Here is a 23,941-nt window from a genome sequence, read left to right as displayed (position 1 = left end):
TTGCTGGATTGAAATACAGCTTTCTGATATTCGAATTTAAACATGTAAGTTTTTATTTTTGGGTACAATAATATATAAGTATCACAAAAAAACAGATATAACTATCATGAGCTGTTTTAATAAATAAATATGTTTAGGTTATTTAAAAATAAATTTAGAACACTAAAAAGCTGGGAAATTGATGTTTTCCGTGAACTATTAGATCAATTAGGTGTTGAATATAAACATTATATAGCGCAACTAAATTTTATTGAAAAAGTAGGTGTTAATAGATCTGATATTCCAAATTTGATTAGTTTCATATACCCAACTTCCTTTTATAAAAAATTTGAAAATCATAAGGTATACAACTATATATTAGAGAACCTGATAATAAAAGATCTGCATTCAACTAGAAATATAGTAATAACACTGTATTTTGCTCATAATATCTTTTTAGGTTACTCAAGTGATCTGAAAGACAGTACTTTTGAATGCGATAATAAAAATATTTTTTATGGAGATATTAAAAAGAAAGTGTGGGGCGAAGAAGGATTTAGGCTAATTAAAAAATATTTGACATCAGCGGAATTAAAGCATATAAATCGCAGTGATGTTTATATTTCAAGTATAGAGGGAGTTGAATATTTTCATTTAAAGGAGCTTAGTGATGGAGACTTTTTAGGTGTCAATAATAACGGAGTTTTTTTCATAGTTACTCATGACCCACTTGAAATGAAAGAAATTACTAGAGTGTTTGCTTGTCATATTCTACAATTCGGTAATGAGCCGTTTAACTAAATTATTTTAGCATTAACTGGATTACATTCACTGAATAAGAATTGCTAAACTTAAAACTGTGAAAAATAAATATTATGATGAATAAATATGAAGATCCAATTCAATTTAATCTTCAAAAAAGTACAAAAGAGATCGAATTAATCTATTCGAGGTTAACAGAAATTTGTCAAGGTGGACCAGAAGTTGGACATCTCACTATTAATGGAGTTAAGATGTCAGGATTATTTGGTGGGCCTGCCATTATTGATGGTCACTATGTTTATATCCCTCTTTTTGTGAACAAAGTGATTGGGCGGGGTTTTAAATTGGCAGTAATTGATGCCTCTACTCTTGAAGTTCGTAAATTTGGTCCTATCAAAAACCTTATTTTTTTAGACCGCATTGAAAATAACAAACTGTTGTTTTTTGAAAAAATTGATAAAGCAGTTAAGCGGTGTTTTGAATTGCAAAAATTGCACTCGATATAAGGGAAAACAAGCAGCGAATATAAATCGTATTTAAATTTTTAATATTTTTTTCAGTACAATTTTAAACTACTAAAAATACGCTTGACTTTCTTGGTATTCTCCTCATTATTAACAAAGATCGAAAAATGAAGAATGCCATTATTTATTAAAGATAATGGCATTCTCTTTATGCTATATAATTCAGGTAAACAGTTTTCATGCTATTTCCTAATTCTGTAGGAAGAGTTTGACTTACTTAGCATCGAAAACCTTTGTTAAGTCAACAAGTTCAAAGTTTTTGTCGACCTCAAAAAACTGTCTTAGTATAGCAGCATGTCCACTCCCCACCAGAACAAGAATAGTTTTGGTATGAGGTTTTAATTGATTCTGAATATTAGCGTACATAACCAAATTCCTTTTATACCAGTCAGTAACGAGATTGGACCCTAAATAATCTTTATTAGTCATCACTTTATTAGCAAATGAAATATAAAAACCAATGTTTTTATCCAAGTTGGACTTTTTATTTATACATATAAATATATCACTCAGATTGCTTTTTTCTAGGCAGTTATCCGACAAAGAGGCATTAATTTTACTAAATTCTTCTTTCAAAGCTGGATTTGCATTCACCTCTTTTAATAAAATATCAAATCTCATTTCTATTATACTATCAATAGGATATAATTCGTGGTGTTCTAATTTTTTCGCTAATCTATAACCTAACTGAAAAGTTTCACCTTCGATATAATATCTTTTTAACCGTTCTCTTTTTATTGTATCTGTGAACTTGTGATATTGATCTTTTAAATATGATTGGTAGTTTGCATTCAATTCGTTCTTTTTGTTAAAATTACTCTCGACAAATATTTGATCGGGTTTATAAGCAGATGCCTTAATTTTATTGGTAATTTCTTCTAAATCTTGTTGGCTTTCTTTAGATAATATATTTCTGTCTTTTTGTTTGATCATATCATTTCCAGGATTATTAAAGTGATAAGTTCCTAATAATATGACTTTTACTTTTTCTTGAGCCGATACAAATGAGAATTGAAAAATTAAGAAAAATAAGATGAAGTTAATTTTGCCCATGTTTTTTTATATTTATTTAAGTTATTGATTTTTTGCAAATATATAAAATCACATGCTTGTTAAATATAAAAAAGGATATAATTTATAAGGTAAATGATGCCTTTTCAGGTCTGGAAAGAGTTGCGCATGAGACTTTCGATTTTTAATGTAAACAATAAATCTGAACAGAATGCTACAAAGTGTCATCAATCTAGAAAGCCATTCCGTTAGGAATGGCTTTCTAGATTTTATAGCAGCGAACTAACTATTGCAAATGCATGATTGCTTAGACTTGCATGAATGCTTTGTTGCTATTATCATTTATTTAGAAAGATGCGTTATTGGTGTTAGTAAAACCTTACGGAATTCAACTTCAGCACCTTCAGCTTGAAGCGCAATCTGACCACTCTTTGCGGTACAGTCGTAACCTTCATTTACAAGATCACCATTTACCCATACTTTTATCTTCCGGTCTAAGCATTCAATCCTCATACTGTTCCATTCACCAAGAGGTTTCTCAGAATTGTCGGTAAGATTCAAAATCCGACGTTTTTTATCTTCTGTAATGCCCCATTCAGCAGGTTCACCTCGACGCTCAACCATATTTGGTACTTTAATGTCCTCCACAATACACCAAAAGTCTCCCGCATTTTCATGCATCATCTGTACTTCAATAGATTTTGGAAACATTCCATAAAGCGCGCGTGGAGTAGAGGCATGCACCAGTACACCGCAGTTTCCGGGTTTTCCTGCAAAACGGTATTCGACATCCAGACTATAGTTTTTATACGACTTATCGGTTATAATATGGCCATTTGGATTACCCATACTTACCAGCATCCCATCTCTGACAAGAAAAGGACTTTTTACAGTCGTATTTTTGTCCATTTCTGGAACATCGATATGCCAGCCAGTTAAGTCCTTGCCGTTAAATAGGTTTTTTGATTGAGCACAAGAAGATAGGGAAAACGCTAAGCTGCTGACAATAAAAAGAGCAGAATAATAAAAGTTCATATTTGGTTTAGGTTTGAATGATTATCGTTAAAACAAACATACATAATAATTTTCATAGGAATAAAAGAGAAATATTAGTTTTTACTTGGTATTTTGAAAAACTAACTCCAATAAAATATCAGTTCAAAGTTCAAAAAATCGAAGATCTGAAGGTTTCCAATTCTGATTGTAAAACAAGAATTAGTTTTGTTTATAAAAGTCGTAAAAATGATGGATTTATATTGAAATCTCGCAACTCGATCTATTTAAAAGCCACTAGGTCTGGGGAATGAATTTGGGCTTTCAATTAATTTAAGTTATGATCTTTTGGAACTTTTGCACCCATCTCAACTTTAGCGGAAAACACCAAAATTTGAATTAATATTGCAATAACAATTAGGATCACGATTTCGATGTAAGACATTAGTCTACTTCTGCTCGTCATACTGATTACTTCGTCCAGCTTTACTTTTCCTTCCTCCAATTGAATCGAAGACAATGTTTCTAAAGTTTGTCGTGCTTGTTTGCTGATCTCAATAGCTTTAGCATGATCTGTGGCATTAACATTTTGCGCTATTTGTTGAATATAGATTTTAAATGTATTAAAATTGACATTTTCTTTATCTGTAAGCACAGTTTTTTCATAAAGTGTAGTGATTTCCTTGATTTTATCTAGTTCCAAATTAACGTCTTTAGATGAATATTGAGGTGCAGATAGTAAGACAAGTAATTTCTCCATGCGATTTGAAAGCTTGTGAATATAATCAGCCACCACTAAGCGATCCGAATATAAAGAAGTTACCGATTCATTAATTCTTTTGACCAAGTGTTGCTCTTGAATATTGGTCAACATCACCAAGCAAAGGACAGAGAAAAACAACATCGCAGCCTTAATTTTATTTTTCACTGTAAAAGTCCACATTGGTCGTATATTTTGGTAAAAAAACTGAAGAATAGCAATTTAATAAAAATTAAGCTAAAGAGGAAAAAGTAGTTTTTTATCCTGAGTTTTCTTCGCAGCAGTAGTTTCGAAAAGATTTATGACATTAAGGGGCGAGTATTGCTATAATCGAATATCAGTTAAGTCATGAATTATATATCTTTTTTAATTTGCTGATTATTTGTAGATTAGAGTATTTAAATTAATGTATTATGTGATTAAAGATATTTAGTTTTGTTTTTGCGTTTATTTTTTACAATTTCCATGAGCCAATTTTAGATAAAGAGGTATTGAAAGGAAATTGGGAAAATCAGAATGAGGGGATTTTACAAAGTATAAATTTTATTGGCGAGAACATTGTCACTTTTAATTTGTTACAAGATCAAAAATCCCAAAGTTATCAGAAACTTTATAAAGTAAAGAAGTCGGTTGCAAAGGAACTTATTTTGGAAGTGTATTCTAAAGATCTATACAGTGATAAAGTCTATGGAGATACTAAACTTCTTAAAATTGACCTATCAGTTCCAAAAGCAATGACAGTATCCTTTAGTACAGATGATAATAAGAGTTTTATATTAGTTCGTAAAGATAGATCGATTTTTCATTGATATATAAGAACTAACAAAAATTCTAATCTTTTTGAGCACTTCGTCACTTTTTTTAACAATCATGAGCATTTCACACTGCACCATTTAGTGCTATGTGTATTTTGGTCATGCAGATGAATATTGTCTAACTTTCCCACCGCTTAAAATACAAAGTTGCTCGATCAGATAGGTTCACAGAAACTTTTATGCACAACAACAAAAAGCATTAGTTCAAAACCCTCTTGCCACAAAAATAATTCCTCATATCACAAAGAATCTAGGATTCTTTATAAGGATTATTATTTCGTAAATTCAACCTGCGAAGTTATTCCGATTAAAATATACGAATAGCTTCATTTATGCTAATAAAATGAATCCATGAACAGCACGAAACGAAATAAGGGTTTTATCTTCAAGCAATTTGACGAGCCGTTTCAAACGCCTTTTGACAAATTATTTGATATTTTCAAGGAACTGATTACACACACCTCCGGTGATTTTGATGAAGCTATTGATTGGTTGCGGCAATTGGACAAAGAGTTTAAACTGACCACTCCAGCATATACCGTTGACGATTTCATTGCAGATCTGAAGAATAAAGGATACATCAGAGAAAAATTGGAACCAGGTGGCAGTGGTAGCTCAGCTATTACCTCAAAGTTGGAAAAAGCATTACGTCAGCATGCCTTAGATCAGATTTTCGGAAAGATGCGTAAAGGAAAGTCCGGCAACCATAAAACCAATCACCAAGGACGGAGTGATGAAAATATGGGCGATTTCAGAAACTATCAGTATGGAGACAGCCTTGAGAAAATAGCCTTGACGGAGAGCCTTAAAAATGCGCAGATTAATCATGGAATAGGAGAGTTCGCCTTATCAGAAAATGATCTCGTTGTCGAAGACACACAGTTTAAATCACAGATGAGTACCGTGTTGATGATTGATATCAGCCATAGTATGATCCTATACGGTGAAGACCGGATCACACCCGCAAAAAAAGTGGCCATGGCTTTATCAGAACTTATCCTGACACGTTATCCCAAGGACTCACTGGACATCATCGTTTTTGGTAATGATGCTTGGCCTATAGCGATAAAAGATCTACCTTATCTGCAAGTAGGACCATTTCACACCAATACGGTCGCAGGCTTGAAGTTGGCGATGGAGATCCTCAGACGTAAACGGCATGCTAACAAGCAGATATTTATGATTACTGATGGAAAGCCGAGCTGTTTAAACATGCCCGATGGTAGTTATTATAAAAATCCGATGGGTTTAGATCCTTTTATCACCAGCAAGTGCTATAGTATGGCCGCACAGGCCAGAAAGCTGGGAATACCCATTACAACCTTCATGATCACTTCAGATCCCTATCTGCAGGAATTTGTTGACGAATTTACGGCTTCAAATCAGGGAAAGGCTTACTATACAGGACTTGGAGATCTCGGAGAAATGATTTTTGAGGATTACGAAGAAAATCGCAGAAAGAGAATACGATAAACAATTACGTTAATAAGATATACATTTTGCGCAGCATTTGCGCTTCATTATAAAAACATATGGATTACACGAAGATAACAACATTTGGCGCACTAAAAGCGTCTGGCTATAAACCTAAGGCGATAAAAGAAGAATTGCGTCAGAATCTGATTACAAAGATAAGCAACGGCGAAACCGTATTTACCGGAGTACACGGCTACGAGGACACCGTTATTCCAGAACTAGAAAGAGCTATCCTCTCCAAACATAATATCAATTTCCTCGGTCTTCGTGGGCAAGCAAAGACACGTCTAGCCAGACTTATGGTTAATCTATTAGATGAATATATACCTGTGGTACAAGGCTCTGAAATTAATGATGATCCATATAGCCCAATATCGCGTTATGCTGTAGAACTATTAAAGGAAAAGGGTGATGATACACCGATTGATTGGCTTCATAGAAGTGATCGTTTTGCAGAGAAACTGGCTACTCCGGATGTAACTGTCGCAGATTTGATCGGCGATGTAGATCCGATCAAAGCCGCAAATCTGAGACTGAGCTATGCAGACGATCGTGTGATTCATTTTGGTATGATTCCACGGGCAAATCGCTCGATATTTGTTATCAATGAACTGCCCGATCTTCAGGCGAGAATTCAGGTAGCACTTTTTAATATATTGCAAGAAGGAGACATCCAGATCCGCGGATTTAAATTACGTCTGCCGTTGGATGTCCAGTTTGTGTTCACTGCGAATCCGGAAGATTACACCAACAGAGGAAGTATCGTAACGCCCCTAAAAGACCGGATAGGATCACAGATATTAACACATTACCCCGAAACAGTAGCGATTGCGAAAACCATTACTGCTCAGGAAGCTAATTTGGAAGCGGCACAAAAAGAAAAAATATATGTTCCAGAACTGGCTCGTGAATTGATTGAGCAGATCAGTTTTGAAGCCCGCAATAGCGAATATGTTGATGAAAAAAGTGGTGTAAGCGCACGTATGAGTATTACCGCATTTCAAAATTTATTAAGTACTGCCGAACTGCGGATGCTTAAAAACGGAGCTTCAGCCACAGCAGTAAGATTGAGCGATTTTATGGGTATTGTGCCAGCTATCACTGGTAAAGTGGAGCTCGTATATGAAGGTGAGCAGGAGGGGGCCGGTAATGTGGCAATTCAGTTGATTGAGAATGCCGTTAAAAGTATATTTCTTACTTTATTTCCCAAAATTGAGAAGTTTGAAAAAGAAAATGAGCGCTATCCCTACGATGATATTGTCCGCTGGTTCTCGGAATCTGAGGGTATTGAATTATCCGATGAACTCACTGATGTAGATTACGAACATGCACTGGACGATGTGACACCTATTCGCATTTTAATACAGCAGTATCAGCCACAGACGAAGCCTGAAGATTTCTATTTTCTGACCGAATTCATCCTATGGGGACTTACGCTCAATAACAAGTTAAGTAAATACAGAGTAGGTAGCGGTTTGCAGTTTCAAGATAAGTTTCAAGAATATTTGAGGAACAATCTATAGCAAGCTAGCACTGGAAAATCATCTATTTTTTTCATTACTTACGTAAATGATGAAAAAATATGCTTTGTTTTATTTGCTGTTTATTATCTTCACTGGGCGAGCTATGATGTAAAGGTTTGATTCTAAATTTTGATGATATAAAAAATCAGCAAGTCACTTATATTGACTTGCTGATTTTTAACTTTTAGTGATTGTAGGCGCTCCTCCAAATCTGAAAAGAATAGAGTCTTTTTTTAGTAAGAATTGGTGGAAATAGTAAACTTATGAAATGCAGTGATGAAAATAGATTATGCTTTTGTTGTATTCTTATATGCTTATATAAATCAAATTGATTTGTCTTTGGATAGAAGTAGATGGGAATCCATTGATAATTTGAGGAATTTTTATAAAAATCAAATTTCACCCAAAAATATTGTTGCTTATCTAATGAATAGATTGAATTTAGAAGTCGAAAAAGTGGATAATTTAATTTTTCTTAAGGAAGAATCTTTCTGGGTGAGAATTAAAGATTCCTTATTGTCTTCTTTTAAAAAAAATATATTTTTGGAACAAGATAATGTTTACTTTTTGTGTAACAGGCTACTTCTTTTAAATCAATTTTTAGAGAAGGATATGCAAGTTCATCGACTAGAATTAGAAAAACTAAGAATAGATTTCTCGAAATTAAATTTTGACATATTAATGTTGAAATTAACCAAAAAAGATCGCTTAAGGGCATATAGAGTAGAACATTTTTTACAAAACACATCCGTAAATACACTTTCTATCAGTGAATTTAGTAAGAACTATTTTAAAAATTAACTTGATCTCCTTCGAATAAATTGAAGTCTATTTTTTTAAAAAATTAGTGTTAAGATCCGCCGTTCATTATCATTGGCAAAAAATTAGAAGCAAGATTAAGAAAATCAGCGTTCAAATTTAATTTTTATCATTTATTATAGAATAATATTAATAAAAATGGAAGATTCAGTAATAGAAGTGTTTTCTCCAAAGAATTTTAACTCATTAAAAAAATATCAAAATTTATTATGCCTCATAGCTTTTATAAATTTATCGATTGCATTGGTAATGGAATTTCCTTTTTCTTTTGAATCAATAAAAATGATGATTCAGACTATCTCATTAACATTATTTTGTATTTGCATATTTTTGTTTATTCTGATTTCCATAATACTGAGAATTTCCAAAAGAATATCTTATTGCTATATAAATAGAAGTGTTCTGTATTTAAAAAAAGATAGTTGCCCAGAGGAAATCAGTATGGATAAAATCAGTTTAAATATTAGTTTATCCAATCTAGCTGAAAAAGATTCGTACTTAGATTGTGGACATTTTATAGAAATTAGCACTTCAGAGGGCAAATCCCAGTTTCCAATAAAATTTAACGCCAGTCTTTTACATGTATTTCCGGAATCTAATGTGAATTATATTCGTAAAAGCCCGATTTTGATGTGTGAAACTAAAAAATTACTTAAAAACTTACTAAATTTGACTTGGGCCACTTCATAGCAATTTGGAGAGGTTATTAAGATAACGGTTTTTGTGATTTTACTAGAATAGTACTGAAAAAGAATTATTTTTTACAATCATATTTTGGTCATCATATATAAGTAGTAAATGAAGACTTCGCATTTTGGTAGACTTATTATTTTATTAAAAAATCATCAAACAATCAAATATGTAATTCTTAGTCAGAATACATATTTGATTGTTATTCAAAGAAGAGATGCTCTTCTTCATTCCATCTAATTTTTTAGAATAGATATTTAGCTAATATATCCCTAAGTTTATTACCACGTATTAGCTTCTGAACAATCTGAAGAGTTGTCCCAAATTCTGCCAGCAAAAGCCCCATATTGATCATAAGTATCAATATCTTGTTGGCCTTGCGCATTCAGGAAGTTAGAATAAACGACTGAAGCACCAATAGAACGACGGCCACCTTGTAGCATTTCCAAAGCTGTTTCATCTAACTTATTGTTTTCCAGTGAAGAGAAGCTCTTCATTCCACTTAACTTTTTCATAATTAAATTTTAAGATTTTATTAGCGATTACCTTACCCTGACCTAAGAGCTTTTGTTGCAATTGCTAGTTATTAGATCTAAAATTCGTTATATACAGCAGGTGAAGCAAACGAATACTGATATTCGATGGTTTTAAAACTATAACTGTCGTTTATTTATGGATATTCGTTATAGAAGCTATATTTTCGATAATTACTATTGGATTAGTGGTTGGTTTTTCGGTATTCATGGTTTACCAACGCTCTTCTTGTGATTATTTTATATCAAGGAAATGCTAAAGGAGAATTTGAAGGACTCTTTAAGTCAGTCTCTTGGCGAAAAAGTCATTCATCATGGGGAGAGTACTGCGACACACCATCGACTACATTACTCTGTCGCTTCCTTGCGATTACACAACGAAATAAAATCCTCATTTGGAAGTACACCATATCTCTTTTTATAAATAGCCGAGAAATAGTCAGATTTTGAATAGCCCAGAGCATAAGCGACTTCATATATGGTATTGAACTGACCACTTTTTACCATTTCTTTTGCTAATAACAACTTTTCAGATAGAAAGAAGCTATTCGGATTGCATTTATATATTTTTTTGAATAATCGGGTATATTTAGTCACAGACATACAGGCTATTTCGGCTAGCTTTTCAGTACCTGGAAATTTTTCAAGCAACTGTTCCATAAGGTAAATCTGACTATTCACAACTTGTTGCACATCAAATTCAGATAGCTTACCTACTACAAATTTCTGTTCACTTAACCTTTCAATAAGACTTCCAAAAGCCTGTAAGGTGGCTCCTTTGAGAAATAGTTCGTAGGAACTGTCTTCATATTGACGATCTTTCAGTTTTAGAAGTAACACCCGGGTACGGCTATCCATGTGACTATAGAAATATATGGTATTCTTTTTCGCATACGTCTTTTCAACTATAGACTCTGGAACGATATTGCCCAGATGTTTATGAAGAAGCTGTTTCGAGATCAGTAACCGAAAAGAATACATTCGTTCTGAAATTGGGGGAATATAAGTACTGCTCAAACCCGCATCAACAAGCCCCATTCCTAATTTTGAATGATAACCAACTTTATTTTTCGTATCATTGACTTTGTGGATGCTGATTTGGTCACTGATATCATAGTATGCAATGCAGAAATCACCGGATGAGGCAACTTTAGTAAAGGATATGCTTTGATGAAAGGTGAGGTCTACCACAAGAACTGTCAAGCCAGGAATGACCTCCATAAGATAAGAGCCACCGCTTGCTAAATTTTCAGGAAAAACCAATTGCCGTTGATTAAGATATTTTGCTCCAAGTTTTTCGATAAAATCTTGCCTCCAGTCTGTATCCATGGTTACCGTATGAGAAAATTGAATACTATTTTTTGCAGATGTCTCCATTATAATTTTGTTAAGTAGTCCTTGGGTAAAACGCCAAAGTAATTTTTAAAGAGATGTGTTAAATTGGATGCGGTTGGGAACTGCAGTTCGTGGGCGATTTCTCCAATGTTATAGTTCCCGCTTACTAATAGATCACGTGCCAATTCCAGCTTGTTATTAAGGTAAAATTCATAAGGAGTAAGACCTGTGATCTTTTTATACAATTTTTTAAATTTTGTTTCGGACATAAAAGCATGTTCAGCAATTGTTTTGATTCCTGGGAAAGAATCTTTAAGCTTACTGATCAGAAATTCCTGAGAGGATATGATAGCAGTAAAATCAGTGTCGTTAAGTTTACTGACAACAAGGTCTTTTTTGATCAGTTCATCAAGATATTCTCCTAATAAGTTATAGACCGTTGCACTTAGAAACAAATCAAAGGTTAGCGGGTCAATATTGTTATTTCGAAATTCATTAATATATTGTAAACTATTATTGCTCATGATATTATAGTGAAAGATCGTATTTTGATTCTGATCAAAGACCCGATTGATCAGTTTTTTTAAATGTCCAGAACCAATTAAGTATTCTTTGAGAAGGGTTTTACGGATGAAAATGCAAAAGTTGTATGTCTTGGTTCCCGCTTTAACACGGTAGTCGAGGTTTACACTGCTCTCAACAATGGCAAGATTGTAGTTCCATCTTCCCATTGCTAAAGTGTCATTATTTGTAATGTGAGAAGAGTCACCTTCAGTGAGATTAAAATAGATGCCAATAAAATCTGAATTTGTATTGCGGAGCTTAAAATGGATATCTTGGTGGTAGAGGACATCTGCAAACATGACCGTGATATCTGGATTTACAGACAGCACATAGCGGGTTCCGCTATGGACGGTATCCGGAATTAGCATATGGTTACCCTTAACAGCTCCACCTAAAGCTTTTGCCATCGGCTCTACCCAATCAGTTTCTATACCAAATTCATGGATGATTTCTTTCATATATAAATTATGCTCCTTTATGTAACTAAATATTTTACTTGGTAACAGGTACTGTATGATTGATTAGCATTACGTTAGCCCTTTCATTTGTGAATTGATTAACAACTTTGTTTTATAACGTGTGAATAGATCGAGATGATACACGAGATCATGTATAGCTTAGCTTTAAAATGAAATAATAATTTATTTATCTGAATATTAGCGCAATTATTTTACCAATATTTAAATAATAGAAATATGTAAATGTCATGTCCTCAAATATTTTAAACACTTTGTTAATCAGAAATTTAGTTAAAGTGCAAATTGGTCTTCAGCTGATATTTTATAACGGTTTGGTGGTATCACTTCTTAGGAGTAGCTCGTAATTTTGTCTTAAATAAAATTAATATATAAATATAATGAATATGAAGACAAGAAAGATGTTAGGTCAATTATTATTAGTATTAATAATAGCAATAGGCATTACAGCCTGCACTAAAAATGATGCCGATGAATTAACACCTCCAACAAATGCAATCACATCTGTAAGATTAGTATTTACAGATAGTACAGTCAATGAAAAATCAGCTGGATCAAAAGTAGATCTAACAAAAGTAGCTTCGGTAAAAATAAAATATGCCGTTACTGAAGGAAATATAGGTATAAATGTAGTTAGGGAAGCAACGCTGATGGTAAAAGGTGATAGTAGTAAGGTAAGTACGTTTGATACGAAAACACTTACTTTCAAAGGTGGAAGCAAACTTACAATTTATGGTGCAACGTTATACGATAACAAAGATGCTGTAGTAGGTGGATGGTCAAAAGTGGACAATGATGTATTTGAAGTAACGAGCCCTAAAGGTGTAGTGGTGATGGAGCGTATTTATGGAACAGTAGGTTTAGAGAGATTATAGCAGTTAATCTTATCCTAAAAAAGTGTCGGAAGGTTATGCTTTCGACACTTTTTTGCTTTTATTTATAATTTTAAGATTATATTATGCCTTCTGGTCATTATTTTTAGTTCGAGGGCCACGGTTATAGATAATTAATCCATTGAGGAAATTCCGAAGTAACTGATCTCCGCAAGGTTTGAAATTTGGATGATCTTCTTTACGGAATATGGCACTTAATTCCGTTTTTGTTGCCCTAAAATCGACTAACGCTAATACATTAATAATGTCGTCGTCCGTGAATTTTAAAGCTACTCGAAGCTTTTTCATGATATCATTATTGCTCATCTTATAAATATGTTACCTTAAAATTTTCTATATTTTATTATTCGTGCCCAAGCCAAAACGCTGTTAGCACTGAATATTCCTGTCAAACTTAGATATATTTGTCTTATAATACAATTATAATTACACCTTATATTAAACATAAATATCGGTTCTTTACAACAAATAATAATTATTTCTTGTGCGAGATCGATAATATGTAAGTGTATATGAATGGATTGAGCAACATTCAAGAGTAAATCATAATCAATACTACTGTAACTATAATTGCCCTTAAGTGTAAGGCAGATCTTAATTTAAATATTATACACAGTATTTTAATTATCCTTAGACTTTACAAATAAAAGATATGCAAGTCGTTGTTGTGTAAAATCAGCTTTAGGATAAATATCGCGTATAAGGTTTTTACAATCTTCGGCACTGCAGCCGGTGTCTAACCGAGCGATGTATTCAGTGATATCTTCTAGATTGATGTATTTGATTGCCACAAGAGTGGCGCAACCTTTACTTTCTTCATTTAATGTAATCTCAAATACTTGCCCAGTCTTATACCGTTCATTGGGCATCCGTAATGTTGTAAATGCCTCGCAGTCCAATTTATTATTCCAGTTTTTCGAAAAGTTAATGTGTTCCATTTTGGTATTAGCGAGTAGTTATAGTGATATGCCTATTTGTAGAGTCCGTACTCAGTACAAATATAGGTACATATAGGTATGCTTTAAAATTTGGTCATTTATTCTTTTAATAATATTCATCTATCACATTACGATTTAAATGAATATTTATATAAGCCATCATGATCGCCAAATGACATGTTTTCATGAGTCTGTTGGAATTTCGTCAAAAATGACCTATTTTAAGGCATAATATACCAAGTTAGGATACAGGTGAATGTTAATTATTATATAATTAAGTATATTTGCTCAAACTGTCTAGTAACAAAATTTAATGCAAAAAAATAGAGTAGGGCTTATTGGTAGTGGTAGTTGGGCTACAGCAATGATTAAAATGCTGGGTGACAACGTCGTTGAAAAGGATATACATTGGTGGGTCCGTAAACAAGAAGATGTTGACTATATCAAAAAGCATAAAAAAAATCCAAGTTATTTAAGTGCTGTTGAAGTAAAACTGGATACAGATCATATTTCAACAAATGCAAGAGAAGTAATTCAGGTATCAAATATTATTATTTTGAATACACCTGCCGCTTACTTGAAAGCAGCCTTAAAGGATGTGACAAAAGCAGATCTGGAAGGAAAAATTATTGTTTCTGCCATAAAAGGTATCGTACCAGATGAAAATCTGATTATTGGCGATTATTTACAGGAGGTATACGATGTCTCTTTGGAGAATATTTTAGTTGTCGGTGGACCATGTCATGCTGAAGAAGTTTCTTTGGAGAAACTATCTTATTTGACTTTTGGTTCCAAGTCTGAAGAAAATGCGAACTTAGTGGCATCTTTATTAGAATGCCGGTATATAAAAACAATCATTTCGGACGATGTGTATGGGATTGAGTATGGTGCTGTATTGAAAAATATTTATGCATTGGCGGGAGGAATATGTCATTCGTTAGGCTATGGTGATAATTTTCAGGCAGTTTTAATCTCAAATGCAATCCGTGAGATGGAAACGTATGTCGAGACCATTGATCCTAATCCGCTTCGCGATATTAATAAATCGGCTTATTTAGGCGATCTATTGGTAACAGCATATTCGCAGTTCAGTAGAAACAGAACTTTTGGGGCGATGATCGGAAAAGGCTATAGTGTACAGTCTGCCCAGCTCGAGATGAATATGGTAGCAGAGGGTTACTATGCTTCTGCATGTATACAGCATTATATGCGTAAGCATCAGATCGCCTTACCTATCTGTGAAGCCGTTTACCAAATCTTATATCAGCATAAATCTGCTGCAACAATCATAAGCCAACTGGCTGAAAAATTAAGTTAATTCAAGATGATCGATAGATTAAAAATCGCTGAAACTTATAAAACAATTCAGGACGAAATATGTCAAGCACTTGAAAAGCTTGATGGTACCGCAAAATTTGAAGAAGAAATTTGGGAACGTGATGGCGGCGGCGGTGGCCGTACAAGGATCATGCAGTATGGCAATATCATTGAAAAAGGTGGGGTGAATTTCTCTGCTGTGCATGGAAAATTGCCGGAAATGATCAAGAAATCATTTGGTGTCTATGAAGATGAATTTTTCGCTACAGGTGTATCAATTGTTATTCATCCAAACAATCCATTCGTTCCTATTATCCACATGAACATCCGTTATTTCGAATTGAATGATGAAATTCGGTGGTTCGGCGGAGGCATTGATCTTACACCGCATTATGTTATTGAAGAAGATGCACAATTTTTTCATCAACAGTTGAAAAACGTATGCGATATCCATCACCAAGATTTTTACAAAGATTTCAAAAAATGGGCAGATGACTATTTCTATGTACGCCATCGTGAAGAAACACGTGGTATAGGTGGGGTTTTCTATGATAAACTAACACCTGAAAAAACAGGTCTGTCATTTGAGGAAATTTTTCAGTTCTCATGTGACCTTGGACGTACATTTGCACCAACATATACCGAGCTGGTAAACAAAAATCGCCATAAAGACTATACAGAACACCATAAAAACTGGCAATACCTCCGTAGAGGAAGATATGTTGAATTTAATCTTGTTTGGGATTCAGGAACGAAATTTGGTCTTGAAACTAATGGACGTATCGAATCCATTTTAATGAGTTTACCGCCACAGGCAAATTGGGCCTATGATTTTCAACCAGAAGAAGGCTCGGAAGAAGTCAAAACACTTTCTCTTTTGAGAAAAGATATCAATTGGATACAATAAATTAATTTAAATAACCTGAATGGTTTCTTATCAGAAATTTGAACTAGAAAATGGTCTTCGCGTACTTGTTCATGAAGACAATAACACAGCAATGGCCTGTGTCAATATACTGTATGATGTCGGTGCGCGGGATGAATCTCCAGACCAAACGGGATTTGCACATTTATTTGAACACTTGATGTTTGGTGGATCAGTCAATATTCCCGACTATGATACACCTTTGCAACGTGTGGGCGGTGAAAACAATGCTTTTACAAGTAACGATATTACCAATTACTACATCACGCTACCTTCTTCAAATCTAGAAACGGCATTGTGGCTGGAATCAGATCGTATGCTGAGCCTTTCCTTCTCTGAACAAAGTTTGGAAACACAAAGAAGTGTTGTATGTGAGGAGTTTAAGCAGCGTTACCTCAATCAACCCTACGGTGATGTATGGTTGAAATTAAGACCCTTAGCTTACCAGGTACATCCGTATCGCTGGGCAACGATCGGTAAAGAACTTAAACATATTGAAGATGCAAAAATGGAAGATGTAAAAGCATTTTTCAAGAAGCATTATACACCACAGAATGCCATTATGGTCATTGCAGGTGATGTTAAGTTTGAGGAGATCAAAACACTGGTAGAAAAATGGTTCGCAGATATTCCCGCAGGAAATAAATACATGAGAAATTTACCTCAAGAACCAAAACAAATAGCAGAGCGTAGGGAAGTGGTAGAGGCTGATGTACCACTTGATAGTTTGTTTATGTCTTTTCATGCACCTGCACGTATGGATGAAAACTACCATGCAATGGACTTAGTATCAGATCTACTCTCTCGAGGATCATCTTCTCGTCTATACCGTCGTTTGGTAAAAGAACAGGAACTATTCAGTGAGATCAATGCCTATGTGATGGGAAGTATCGACCCCAATTTATTCTTAATTGAGGGAAAACCATCAGACGGCATTAGTCTGGAACAAGCAGAGGAAGCCATCTGGAAAGAACTGGATATCTTAAAGTTTACACCTGTTCCTGCAGAAGAGCTTGAAAAAGTGAAGAATAAGATTGAGTCTACACATGTATTTGCCGAATTGTCGATCTTGGATAAAGCTATGAATCTAGCATATTATGAGCTACTTGGTGACGCCAATGAATTAAACAATGAAACAGCCAAGTATTTGGCCGTTCAATCGGTGAATATACAGCAACAGGCAAACGAAATATTTAGAAAAGAAAACGCATCTATATTGTATTATAAATCAAAGGAGGTGGCAAATGCTGAATAGAGCAGTAGCACCTGAAGCCAAACCGATTGGTGATATTCATTTAAAAAGCCCAAAAGTACTTGCTTTCAACAATGGAATTCCTGTTTATGTCTTTCATTCGCCTGATCAAGAATTGGTACGCATTGAGTGGATTTTTAATAATGTCTTCAATGAAGATGAAAATCCGCTCCTAAATAGTGCCCTAAGTGCTTTGTTAAAGGAAGGAACAAAAAACTATAACAGCGCTGAGATTGCGGATAAAGTCGACTTCTATGGGGCTTTTCTAATGCCAGAATACGGATTTGATATCACTTCGCTGACATTGTACACATTAAATAAACATAGTAATGTGTTATTACCTTTGATCAAGGAGATTTTAACAGAATCAGTTTTACCGCAGAAGGAACTGGATACCTATCTCAGAAACAATAAGCAAAAGCTTCAGGTTTCTCTTCAGAAAAACGATTATTTAGCGAGAAGAACCTATTATAATCATGTTTTCGGTTCTGGAAACCGTTATGGAAAAACGCCCTCTTTAGAAGAATATGATTTGATTTTTAGAGATGCTTTAATCGATTTATACCATAAGCAATTTACTCCATCTAATTGTCGTTTAATTATTTCCGGTAATGTATCTGAATCTTTGCTTCAAGAGCTTAGCTTATATTTTGGTGATCAATGGCTGGCTACAGATGTGGTACCATTGACCGAACCGAATTTAACTGCAGATACAGGACAATTGATTTATGACGAAAGAGTAGAGGCATTGCAATCTGCCATACGTATCGGTATGCCGAATATAAATCGTAACCATGTGGATTATCCCGCTTTGCAATTTGTAAATACGTTACTGGGCGGTTTTTTCGGGTCAAGGCTCATGCGTAACATTCGAGAAGAAAAAGGCTATACTTACAGTATCGGTTCAGCTGTGGGTTCTTTAAAATATGGTGGTTTTCTGACTATTGCGACAGAGGTTGGTGTAGATGTAACCGATGCGACATTGACGGAAATCGAAAAAGAAATTGAAATTTTAAGAACAGAATTAGCGACTGAAGAGGAATTAGACTTAGTGAAAAATTACCTCTCAGGATCTATGCTAGGTTCTTTAGAGAGTATTTTTTCACATGCAGATAAGTTTAAAAATGTGCTACTTGCTAACATGGATTTGACTTACTATGACCATTATATGAATGAAATCAATGCGATGACTCCTGAAAAAGTAAAGGAAATCGCTATTCAGTATTTTGACTATAGTAAGATGATTAAAATTGTGGTTGGAAAAATGAAAACCCTAGAATTAGTCTCTGAATTGTAATTAAAGGCTGACAATAAATAATAAATCATTCATACTTTGTATTTTTGTTGTATACAATGATGTATGGAACAATTTAATAAATAAAATTCGTAATGGAATTGAAACTCAAGAAACCTTTAGCATTCTTTGATTTAGAGACTACAGGAATCAATATCTCAGCAGATAGAATTGTTGAAATATCAATATTAAAGGTGTTGCCTAATGCTGAGGAGCAAGTATATACGAAGCGGATTAACCCGCTTATGCCTATTCCTGCAGAATCTTCCATGTTCCATGGTATCTATGACGAAGATATTATAGACGCGCCAACATTTCAAGCGATTAGTCAAGAAGTAGCAGATTTTATTGGTGACGCAGATTTAGCGGGTTATAACTCCAATAAATTTGATATCCCTATGCTGATGGAAGAATTCCTACGTTCAGGAGCTGATTTTTCGTTGGAAAATCGTGTTTTTGTTGACGTACAGAATATTTTTCATCAAATGGAACAACGTACTTTGAAAGCTGCTTATAAATTCTATTGCAATGAAAGCCTAGAAAATGCACACAGTGCAGAAGCAGACGTAAGAGCTACATATGAAGTTTTGAAAGCACAGTTAACCAAATATGAAGGTGCTGTGTATGAAGATAAGCATGGTAAACAATCTGTACCTGTTGTAAATGACGTCGAAGCATTGTCAGATTTTACCAATATGACAAAACCAGTGGATTTTGCAGGACGGATTGTGTACAATGAAGACGGAGTAGAAGTCATCAATTTTGGAAAACATAAAGGACGTCCGGTTACAGAAGTTTTTGATGTAGAACCAAGTTATTATGCGTGGATGCAAAATGGCGACTTCCCACTTTACACGAAGAAGTGTTTAGAAATAATCTGGAACCGTCATCGTTCTGCTAAAAAAGCGGCAAAATCGACAGAACCCATTCATGCAGCTGAAGATAAGAAGCAAGCTAAAAAAGAGTTTCAAAAGCAAGAAAATAAAAGCCAAGCAACAGCGATCACAAATGATATGTTAGCAAGTCTAAAAAATAAATTTGGTTAGGTCAAAGTACTCGTTAATTAGAAAACAATATTTTATAAAATAATATTATGTCTCAAGAAATAGAACACCTACAGTGTTTAATAATTGGTTCAGGACCCGCAGGATATACAGCAGCGATTTATGCAGCCCGTGCTGATATGAAACCTGTTATCTATACAGGGATGGTACCGGGCGGTCAGTTGACGCAGACAACAGAAGTGGATAACTTTCCTGGATACCCAAAGGGGATTACAGGACCGATCATGATGGAAGATCTACGTATGCAAGCAGAACGTTTTGGTACAGATGTCCGTTTCGGATATGCAACTAAAGTTGATTTTTCTGGTCCAGTACATCAGGTTGAAATCGACGGAATTAAAACTGTCACTGCAGATACAGTCATCATCGCTACAGGTGCAACAGCAAAATGGTTAGGACTGGATAGCGAGCAAAAATATAACGGTTTTGGTGTATCTGCATGTGCAGTATGTGACGGTTTTTTCTTTAAAAACCAAGAAGTTGCTATTGTAGGTGCTGGCGATACGGCAGCTGAAGAGGCCACCTATTTAGCAAAATTATGTTCTAAAGTACATATGTTGGTACGTCGTGATGAATTTAGAGCTTCTAAAGCAATGGTTCACCGTGTGATGAACACACCAAATATCGAAGTACATTACAATTCAGAAACGAAGGAAATCTTAGGTGACGGTCAAGTGGTAACAGGTGTTCGTGTTTTAAATAACAAAGATCAATCTGAAAAAGTATTGGATGTAACAGGATTTTTTGTTGCTATTGGACACAAGCCAAATACAGAACTTTTCAACGGTATCTTAGATATGGATGAAACAGGTTATTTAATTACACAGCCGAATACGACTGCAACGAATATTCCGGGTGTATTTGCCTGCGGAGATGTGCAGGATAATGTATACCGCCAAGCAATTACAGCCGCAGGAACTGGTTGTATGGCCGCTTTAGAAGCAGAACGTTATCTAGCAGCTAAAGAGGATGTTGCGTAATTAATAAGTAATCACGTAAAAAGGCCAGGAAATTATTCCTGGCCTTTTTTATGCCCTGCTCGCTTAAAATTTTTGAGTTAAGCTTTAGCTTCTTCCATTTCATATACTGAATCAATCTTCCAGGAAGATTTATCTTTCGAAGCTTTTACAGCCAACTGATCGCATCGTTCATTTAAAGGATGACCAGCATGCCCTTTTACCCATACTAATTTAACCTGATGCAGTTTGTAAACCTGCATCAATCTTATCCAGAGATCTTTATTTTTCTTTCCTGCAAATCCCTTTTGAATCCAGCCATATACCCATTTTTTGTCGATGGCATCAATGACATATTTGGAATCTGAATAAACTGTAACCTTTTGGTTGAGATTTTTTAAAGCTTCCAGACCAACAATTACCGCCATCAGCTCCATACGATTATTAGTGGTTTTACGATAGCCACCAGAAAACTCTTTCTCAATCAGTTTGCCTTTATACGCTTCATTATCACCCGTATAAACTGTCCTTAATATCGTACCGTAGCCACCTGGTCCTGGATTACCGCTCGAAGCACCATCCGTGTATAATTCAATCATCAATACAAAGATAAATTATTAAGCCAAAAAACCGACTTTAAGTTTGAATTGAACGAATAAATTCTTACTTTTCACCTTTTTAAAACCTGATATTTCAATAAGTAACTATGATTCGGAAGAAGTCAATATTAGCAGTGTTGTTTTTAGCACTTTCTAGCTATAACGTTTTTGCACAAGAAACTAAAAACAAGAATGAGGAAGTCAAAAAAATGGAATGGTTTGAAGATGCAAAATTAGGCATTTTTATCCATTGGGGAATTTATTCGGTTAAGGGGATTTCTGAATCTTGGGCTTTTTTCAATAACTATATCAGTCATGAAAATTACATGAAACAACTTGGTGGTTTTACAGCCAACCAATATCAACCGGAAGAATGGGCAAAATTGATTCAGGAATCCGGAGCAAAGTATTCGGTCATTACAACACGTCATCATGATGGTGTATCTCTTTGGGATAGCAAATCGAATAATGCAATTACAACAGCGAAAGATGCTGCTGCTAAAAAGGATGTTCTGACGCCTTTTGTATCGGCACTTCAGAAGAAAGGTCTTAAAACCGGATTGTATTACTCATTACCGGATTGGAGTCATCCAGATTATGATGTCAATACGAGAATAAAAAAACGTTATAACGTAGGTGATGATGCCAATCGTTGGAATAAGTTTGTTAATTACTATCAGGGACAGTTAGCAGAATTGTCTAAAGCATATAAGCCAGATCTAATTTGGTTTGATGGCGATTGGGAACACAATGATCAGGAATGGCGTGCAAAAGAAACATTGACGCAATTGCGTAAGTATAATCCAAATATCATTATCAATTCCAGACTGAATCAACATGGTGACTATGATACTCCAGAGCAGGGTATTCCGGTTGTAAAACCTGAAGCACGCTATTGGGAGCTCTGCTATACCATGAATGATTCTTGGGGATATCAGCATTTTGACCATCATTATAAAACTCCAAACATGATCGTCCGTACTTTGGTAGATTGTATTTCAATGGGCGGAAATCTTTTATTGGATATTGGCCCCAAAGCCGATGGGACAATACCTACAGAACAGGTGCAGATCTTGAAAGAATTAGGAAGATGGACTTCTAAACATAAAGATGCGATTTACGGAACGCGTGCAGGAGTGCAATCTCGGTTTTGGAATGATAAAAATGCTTTTTCTAAAGATGGAAAAACATTATACATCTACTTGGATAACGTAAAAGATAAATTAGTTTTACAAGGTCTGAAAACCAAACCTGCTTCAGTTAAATTTGTTGGAAACCCAGATAAGATAGATTATCAGTATGATGACTATACACTGGAATTAAATCTACCTACAGCTAATTTCGATCCAGCTGTAACTGTTGTAGCCATTACCTTTAATGAGAAGCCAGCTATTGATTTGGAAAGAAAAGAAGTGAATTATACTGCTTATGAAATTGCAGGCCAAAGTCAAGTAGCGCATGCGATTGCAACAATTAGTAAATCTACAGCCATAGGATCCAATTTGTTTAAAGACAAGATCAGTGCAGACGGCGATATATTAGATAAAAACTTAAAATTTACAGCTGCCGAAATTAAAGAGTGGGTAACGAAAAATGCAGAAATCTTACATGATGCTGAAGCTGGAATTGCTGATGGACACTACTCGGGATTAAGTGCACTATCTAAAGATAAGCAGACACTTTATCTTTTTGTTGAAGGAACTCCAACGGGGCCTATTGCATTAAAGGGGCTTAAGAATACCATAGCACGTATACGCATAGTAGGTGAAGGTTCTATGATCGGACATGATATATTCAATAAATTATACTGGAGCTCGACACCAGGTATTGTGTATATTGATGTTCCCAAAGAACGGATCGATAAAAACATGACAATAATTGCTGTTTTATTAGATAAACCAATTGAATTGTATCGAGAGCACGTAGGAGCTATTGAAAGTAATTTATAAATTTGTAAAGAGGCAATTAAAAATGCCTCTTTTTTTATGACTATGAAATTTTTATTACCACTGTTATTTTTACCACTGCTAATTTCCTGTAATAACGGAAACGGAAGTAAAGCGCAAAAGCAACGTGCAGATTCACTTGCCCTCGAAGTGGTAGAGCAACGCTTGGATATTAGAGATCTCGCAAATTCCGATCATTTCATGTATTATGAGGATAGCCAAGCTCAAAATACAACTGATATAAAGAAACTTACTGGAATCGAAAAAATAAAAGCTAAGGTAGTGGCTTATCGGATCTATAAGAATCTTAGTTTGGAAAACAACCGTTATGTTTTTAAAGCCAAATCTCCCTTAGAATTGCATATACCGAATAAAATTTTTGTGAGTTTTGAAAGAGCATTTTTAACATCCAACAATAGTGTCATCAGCAGCAAAGACTCAATTAAACTACAGTTGCCAACAAATTTCCAAGATTCGGTATTAACTTGGTAATAGAT

At 34.6% G+C, this 23,941-nt stretch carries 25 protein-coding genes; 16 read left to right on the top strand and 9 right to left on the bottom strand.

Annotated features, from left to right (window positions below; genetic code table 11):
* The first annotated feature begins 129 nt into the window (after positions 1-129).
* Positions 130-780, top strand: a complete 651-nt coding sequence (locus tag EDF66_RS02355) for a hypothetical protein (protein WP_132840279.1) — start codon at positions 130-132, stop codon at positions 778-780.
* 74 nt (positions 781-854) lie between these two features.
* Positions 855-1,247 (top strand): hypothetical protein, encoded by a 393-nt coding sequence (locus tag EDF66_RS02350; protein WP_132840278.1) that lies wholly within the window; start codon positions 855-857, stop codon positions 1,245-1,247.
* Between the two features lie 231 nt (positions 1,248-1,478).
* Here the strand turns inward: EDF66_RS02350 and EDF66_RS02345 are convergent, their stop codons facing one another.
* The 3 genes from EDF66_RS02345 to EDF66_RS02335 all read right to left on the bottom strand — a co-directional run bounded on the left by EDF66_RS02345 (position 1,479) and on the right by EDF66_RS02335 (position 4,212).
* On the bottom strand, positions 1,479-2,318 hold the full coding sequence (locus tag EDF66_RS02345) for a DUF5694 domain-containing protein (RefSeq protein WP_132840276.1): 840 nt from the start codon (positions 2,316-2,318) through the stop codon (positions 1,479-1,481).
* Positions 2,319-2,618: 300 nt separating this feature from the next.
* Positions 2,619-3,311 carry a DUF1080 domain-containing protein gene (locus tag EDF66_RS02340; protein WP_132840275.1) on the bottom strand — a complete coding sequence of 231 codons (693 nt, stop codon included), beginning with the start codon at positions 3,309-3,311 and terminating at the stop codon, positions 2,619-2,621.
* Positions 3,312-3,597: 286 nt separating this feature from the next.
* Positions 3,598-4,212 carry an MCP four helix bundle domain-containing protein gene (locus tag EDF66_RS02335; protein WP_132840273.1) on the bottom strand — a complete coding sequence of 205 codons (615 nt, stop codon included), beginning with the start codon at positions 4,210-4,212 and terminating at the stop codon, positions 3,598-3,600.
* Positions 4,213-4,520: 308 nt separating this feature from the next.
* On the opposite strand from EDF66_RS02335, the gene EDF66_RS02330 reads away from it, so the two are divergent.
* The 5 genes from EDF66_RS02330 (at position 4,521) to EDF66_RS02310 (ending at position 9,352) form a co-directional block, all read left to right on the top strand.
* Complete coding sequence (locus EDF66_RS02330; RefSeq protein ID WP_132840272.1) at positions 4,521-4,838, top strand: hypothetical protein; 318 nt, start codon at positions 4,521-4,523, stop codon at positions 4,836-4,838.
* A 357-nt stretch (positions 4,839-5,195) separates the two neighbouring features.
* The gene (locus EDF66_RS02325; protein ID WP_132840270.1) at positions 5,196-6,317 is read left to right on the top strand and encodes a vWA domain-containing protein; all 1,122 of its coding nucleotides are present in this window, start codon (positions 5,196-5,198) and stop codon (positions 6,315-6,317) included.
* Positions 6,318-6,376: 59 nt separating this feature from the next.
* Positions 6,377-7,843, top strand: coding sequence for a sigma 54-interacting transcriptional regulator (locus EDF66_RS02320; RefSeq protein WP_132840268.1), 1,467 nt, complete (start codon positions 6,377-6,379; stop codon positions 7,841-7,843).
* A 276-nt stretch (positions 7,844-8,119) separates the two neighbouring features.
* Complete coding sequence (locus EDF66_RS02315) at positions 8,120-8,644, top strand: hypothetical protein (protein WP_132840267.1); 525 nt, start codon at positions 8,120-8,122, stop codon at positions 8,642-8,644.
* A 156-nt stretch (positions 8,645-8,800) separates the two neighbouring features.
* A complete protein-coding gene (locus tag EDF66_RS02310; protein ID WP_132840265.1) occupies positions 8,801-9,352 on the top strand; it encodes a hypothetical protein in 552 nt (183 codons plus the stop codon).
* Between the two features lie 281 nt (positions 9,353-9,633).
* Here the strand turns inward: EDF66_RS02310 and EDF66_RS02305 are convergent, their stop codons facing one another.
* The 3 genes from EDF66_RS02305 to EDF66_RS02295 form a co-directional block, all read right to left on the bottom strand.
* Positions 9,634-9,867 carry a TIGR04139 family peptide modification target gene (locus EDF66_RS02305; RefSeq protein WP_132767738.1) on the bottom strand — a complete coding sequence of 78 codons (234 nt, stop codon included), beginning with the start codon at positions 9,865-9,867 and terminating at the stop codon, positions 9,634-9,636.
* Between the two features lie 366 nt (positions 9,868-10,233).
* On the bottom strand, positions 10,234-11,262 hold the full coding sequence (locus tag EDF66_RS02300) for a helix-turn-helix transcriptional regulator (RefSeq protein ID WP_132840263.1): 1,029 nt from the start codon (positions 11,260-11,262) through the stop codon (positions 10,234-10,236).
* The gene (locus tag EDF66_RS02295; protein WP_132840262.1) at positions 11,262-12,242 is read right to left on the bottom strand and encodes a helix-turn-helix transcriptional regulator; all 981 of its coding nucleotides are present in this window, start codon (positions 12,240-12,242) and stop codon (positions 11,262-11,264) included. Before EDF66_RS02295 ends, EDF66_RS02300 begins: the two co-directional genes overlap by 1 nt.
* A 404-nt stretch (positions 12,243-12,646) precedes the next feature.
* Here EDF66_RS02295 and EDF66_RS02290 point away from each other — a divergent pair, with 404 nt between their 5' ends.
* On the top strand, positions 12,647-13,135 hold the full coding sequence (locus tag EDF66_RS02290) for a hypothetical protein (RefSeq protein WP_132840260.1): 489 nt from the start codon (positions 12,647-12,649) through the stop codon (positions 13,133-13,135).
* Positions 13,136-13,216: 81 nt separating this feature from the next.
* Here the strand turns inward: EDF66_RS02290 and EDF66_RS02285 are convergent, their stop codons facing one another.
* Together EDF66_RS02285 and EDF66_RS02280 are read right to left on the bottom strand one after the other, a co-directional pair.
* Positions 13,217-13,459: a DUF1456 family protein gene (locus EDF66_RS02285; RefSeq protein ID WP_021190295.1), complete on the bottom strand. Its 243-nt coding sequence runs from the start codon at positions 13,457-13,459 to the stop codon at positions 13,217-13,219.
* A gap of 314 nt (positions 13,460-13,773) precedes the next feature.
* Positions 13,774-14,091, bottom strand: coding sequence for a hypothetical protein (locus EDF66_RS02280; protein WP_132767745.1), 318 nt, complete (start codon positions 14,089-14,091; stop codon positions 13,774-13,776).
* Between the two features lie 313 nt (positions 14,092-14,404).
* Here EDF66_RS02280 and EDF66_RS02275 point away from each other — a divergent pair, with 313 nt between their 5' ends.
* The 6 genes from EDF66_RS02275 to trxB all read left to right on the top strand — a co-directional run bounded on the left by EDF66_RS02275 (position 14,405) and on the right by trxB (position 20,923).
* Complete coding sequence (locus EDF66_RS02275; RefSeq protein ID WP_132840258.1) at positions 14,405-15,409, top strand: NAD(P)H-dependent glycerol-3-phosphate dehydrogenase; 1,005 nt, start codon at positions 14,405-14,407, stop codon at positions 15,407-15,409.
* Positions 15,410-15,415: 6 nt separating this feature from the next.
* Positions 15,416-16,315, top strand: a complete 900-nt coding sequence (gene hemF, locus EDF66_RS02270; protein ID WP_132840257.1) for an oxygen-dependent coproporphyrinogen oxidase — start codon at positions 15,416-15,418, stop codon at positions 16,313-16,315.
* A gap of 19 nt (positions 16,316-16,334) precedes the next feature.
* Positions 16,335-17,588 carry a M16 family metallopeptidase gene (locus EDF66_RS02265; protein ID WP_132840255.1) on the top strand — a complete coding sequence of 418 codons (1,254 nt, stop codon included), beginning with the start codon at positions 16,335-16,337 and terminating at the stop codon, positions 17,586-17,588.
* Positions 17,578-18,882, top strand: a complete 1,305-nt coding sequence (locus EDF66_RS02260; protein WP_132840253.1) for a M16 family metallopeptidase — start codon at positions 17,578-17,580, stop codon at positions 18,880-18,882. Before EDF66_RS02265 ends, EDF66_RS02260 begins: the two co-directional genes overlap by 11 nt.
* 92 nt (positions 18,883-18,974) lie before the next feature.
* Positions 18,975-19,925: a 3'-5' exonuclease gene (locus EDF66_RS02255; protein WP_021190300.1), complete on the top strand. Its 951-nt coding sequence runs from the start codon at positions 18,975-18,977 to the stop codon at positions 19,923-19,925.
* Positions 19,926-19,972: 47 nt separating this feature from the next.
* A complete protein-coding gene (gene trxB, locus EDF66_RS02250) occupies positions 19,973-20,923 on the top strand; it encodes a thioredoxin-disulfide reductase (RefSeq protein ID WP_021190301.1) in 951 nt (316 codons plus the stop codon).
* Positions 20,924-21,000: 77 nt separating this feature from the next.
* On the opposite strand, the gene rnhA is transcribed toward trxB, so the two are convergent.
* The gene (rnhA, locus tag EDF66_RS02245; protein WP_132840251.1) at positions 21,001-21,498 is read right to left on the bottom strand and encodes a ribonuclease HI; all 498 of its coding nucleotides are present in this window, start codon (positions 21,496-21,498) and stop codon (positions 21,001-21,003) included.
* Positions 21,499-21,605: 107 nt separating this feature from the next.
* Between rnhA and EDF66_RS02240 the strand changes: the two genes are divergently transcribed.
* The gene (locus tag EDF66_RS02240) at positions 21,606-23,447 is read left to right on the top strand and encodes an alpha-L-fucosidase (protein WP_132840250.1); all 1,842 of its coding nucleotides are present in this window, start codon (positions 21,606-21,608) and stop codon (positions 23,445-23,447) included.
* A gap of 42 nt (positions 23,448-23,489) precedes the next feature.
* A complete protein-coding gene (locus tag EDF66_RS02235) occupies positions 23,490-23,936 on the top strand; it encodes a hypothetical protein (protein ID WP_165902336.1) in 447 nt (148 codons plus the stop codon).
* The last annotated feature ends 5 nt before the right edge of the window (positions 23,937-23,941 follow it).

The sequence above is a fragment of the Sphingobacterium sp. JUb20 genome (assembly GCF_004342035.1).
GTDB lineage: Bacteria > Bacteroidota > Bacteroidia > Sphingobacteriales > Sphingobacteriaceae > Sphingobacterium > Sphingobacterium anhuiense.
This window is presented reverse-complemented; position numbering and strand designations above follow the sequence as displayed.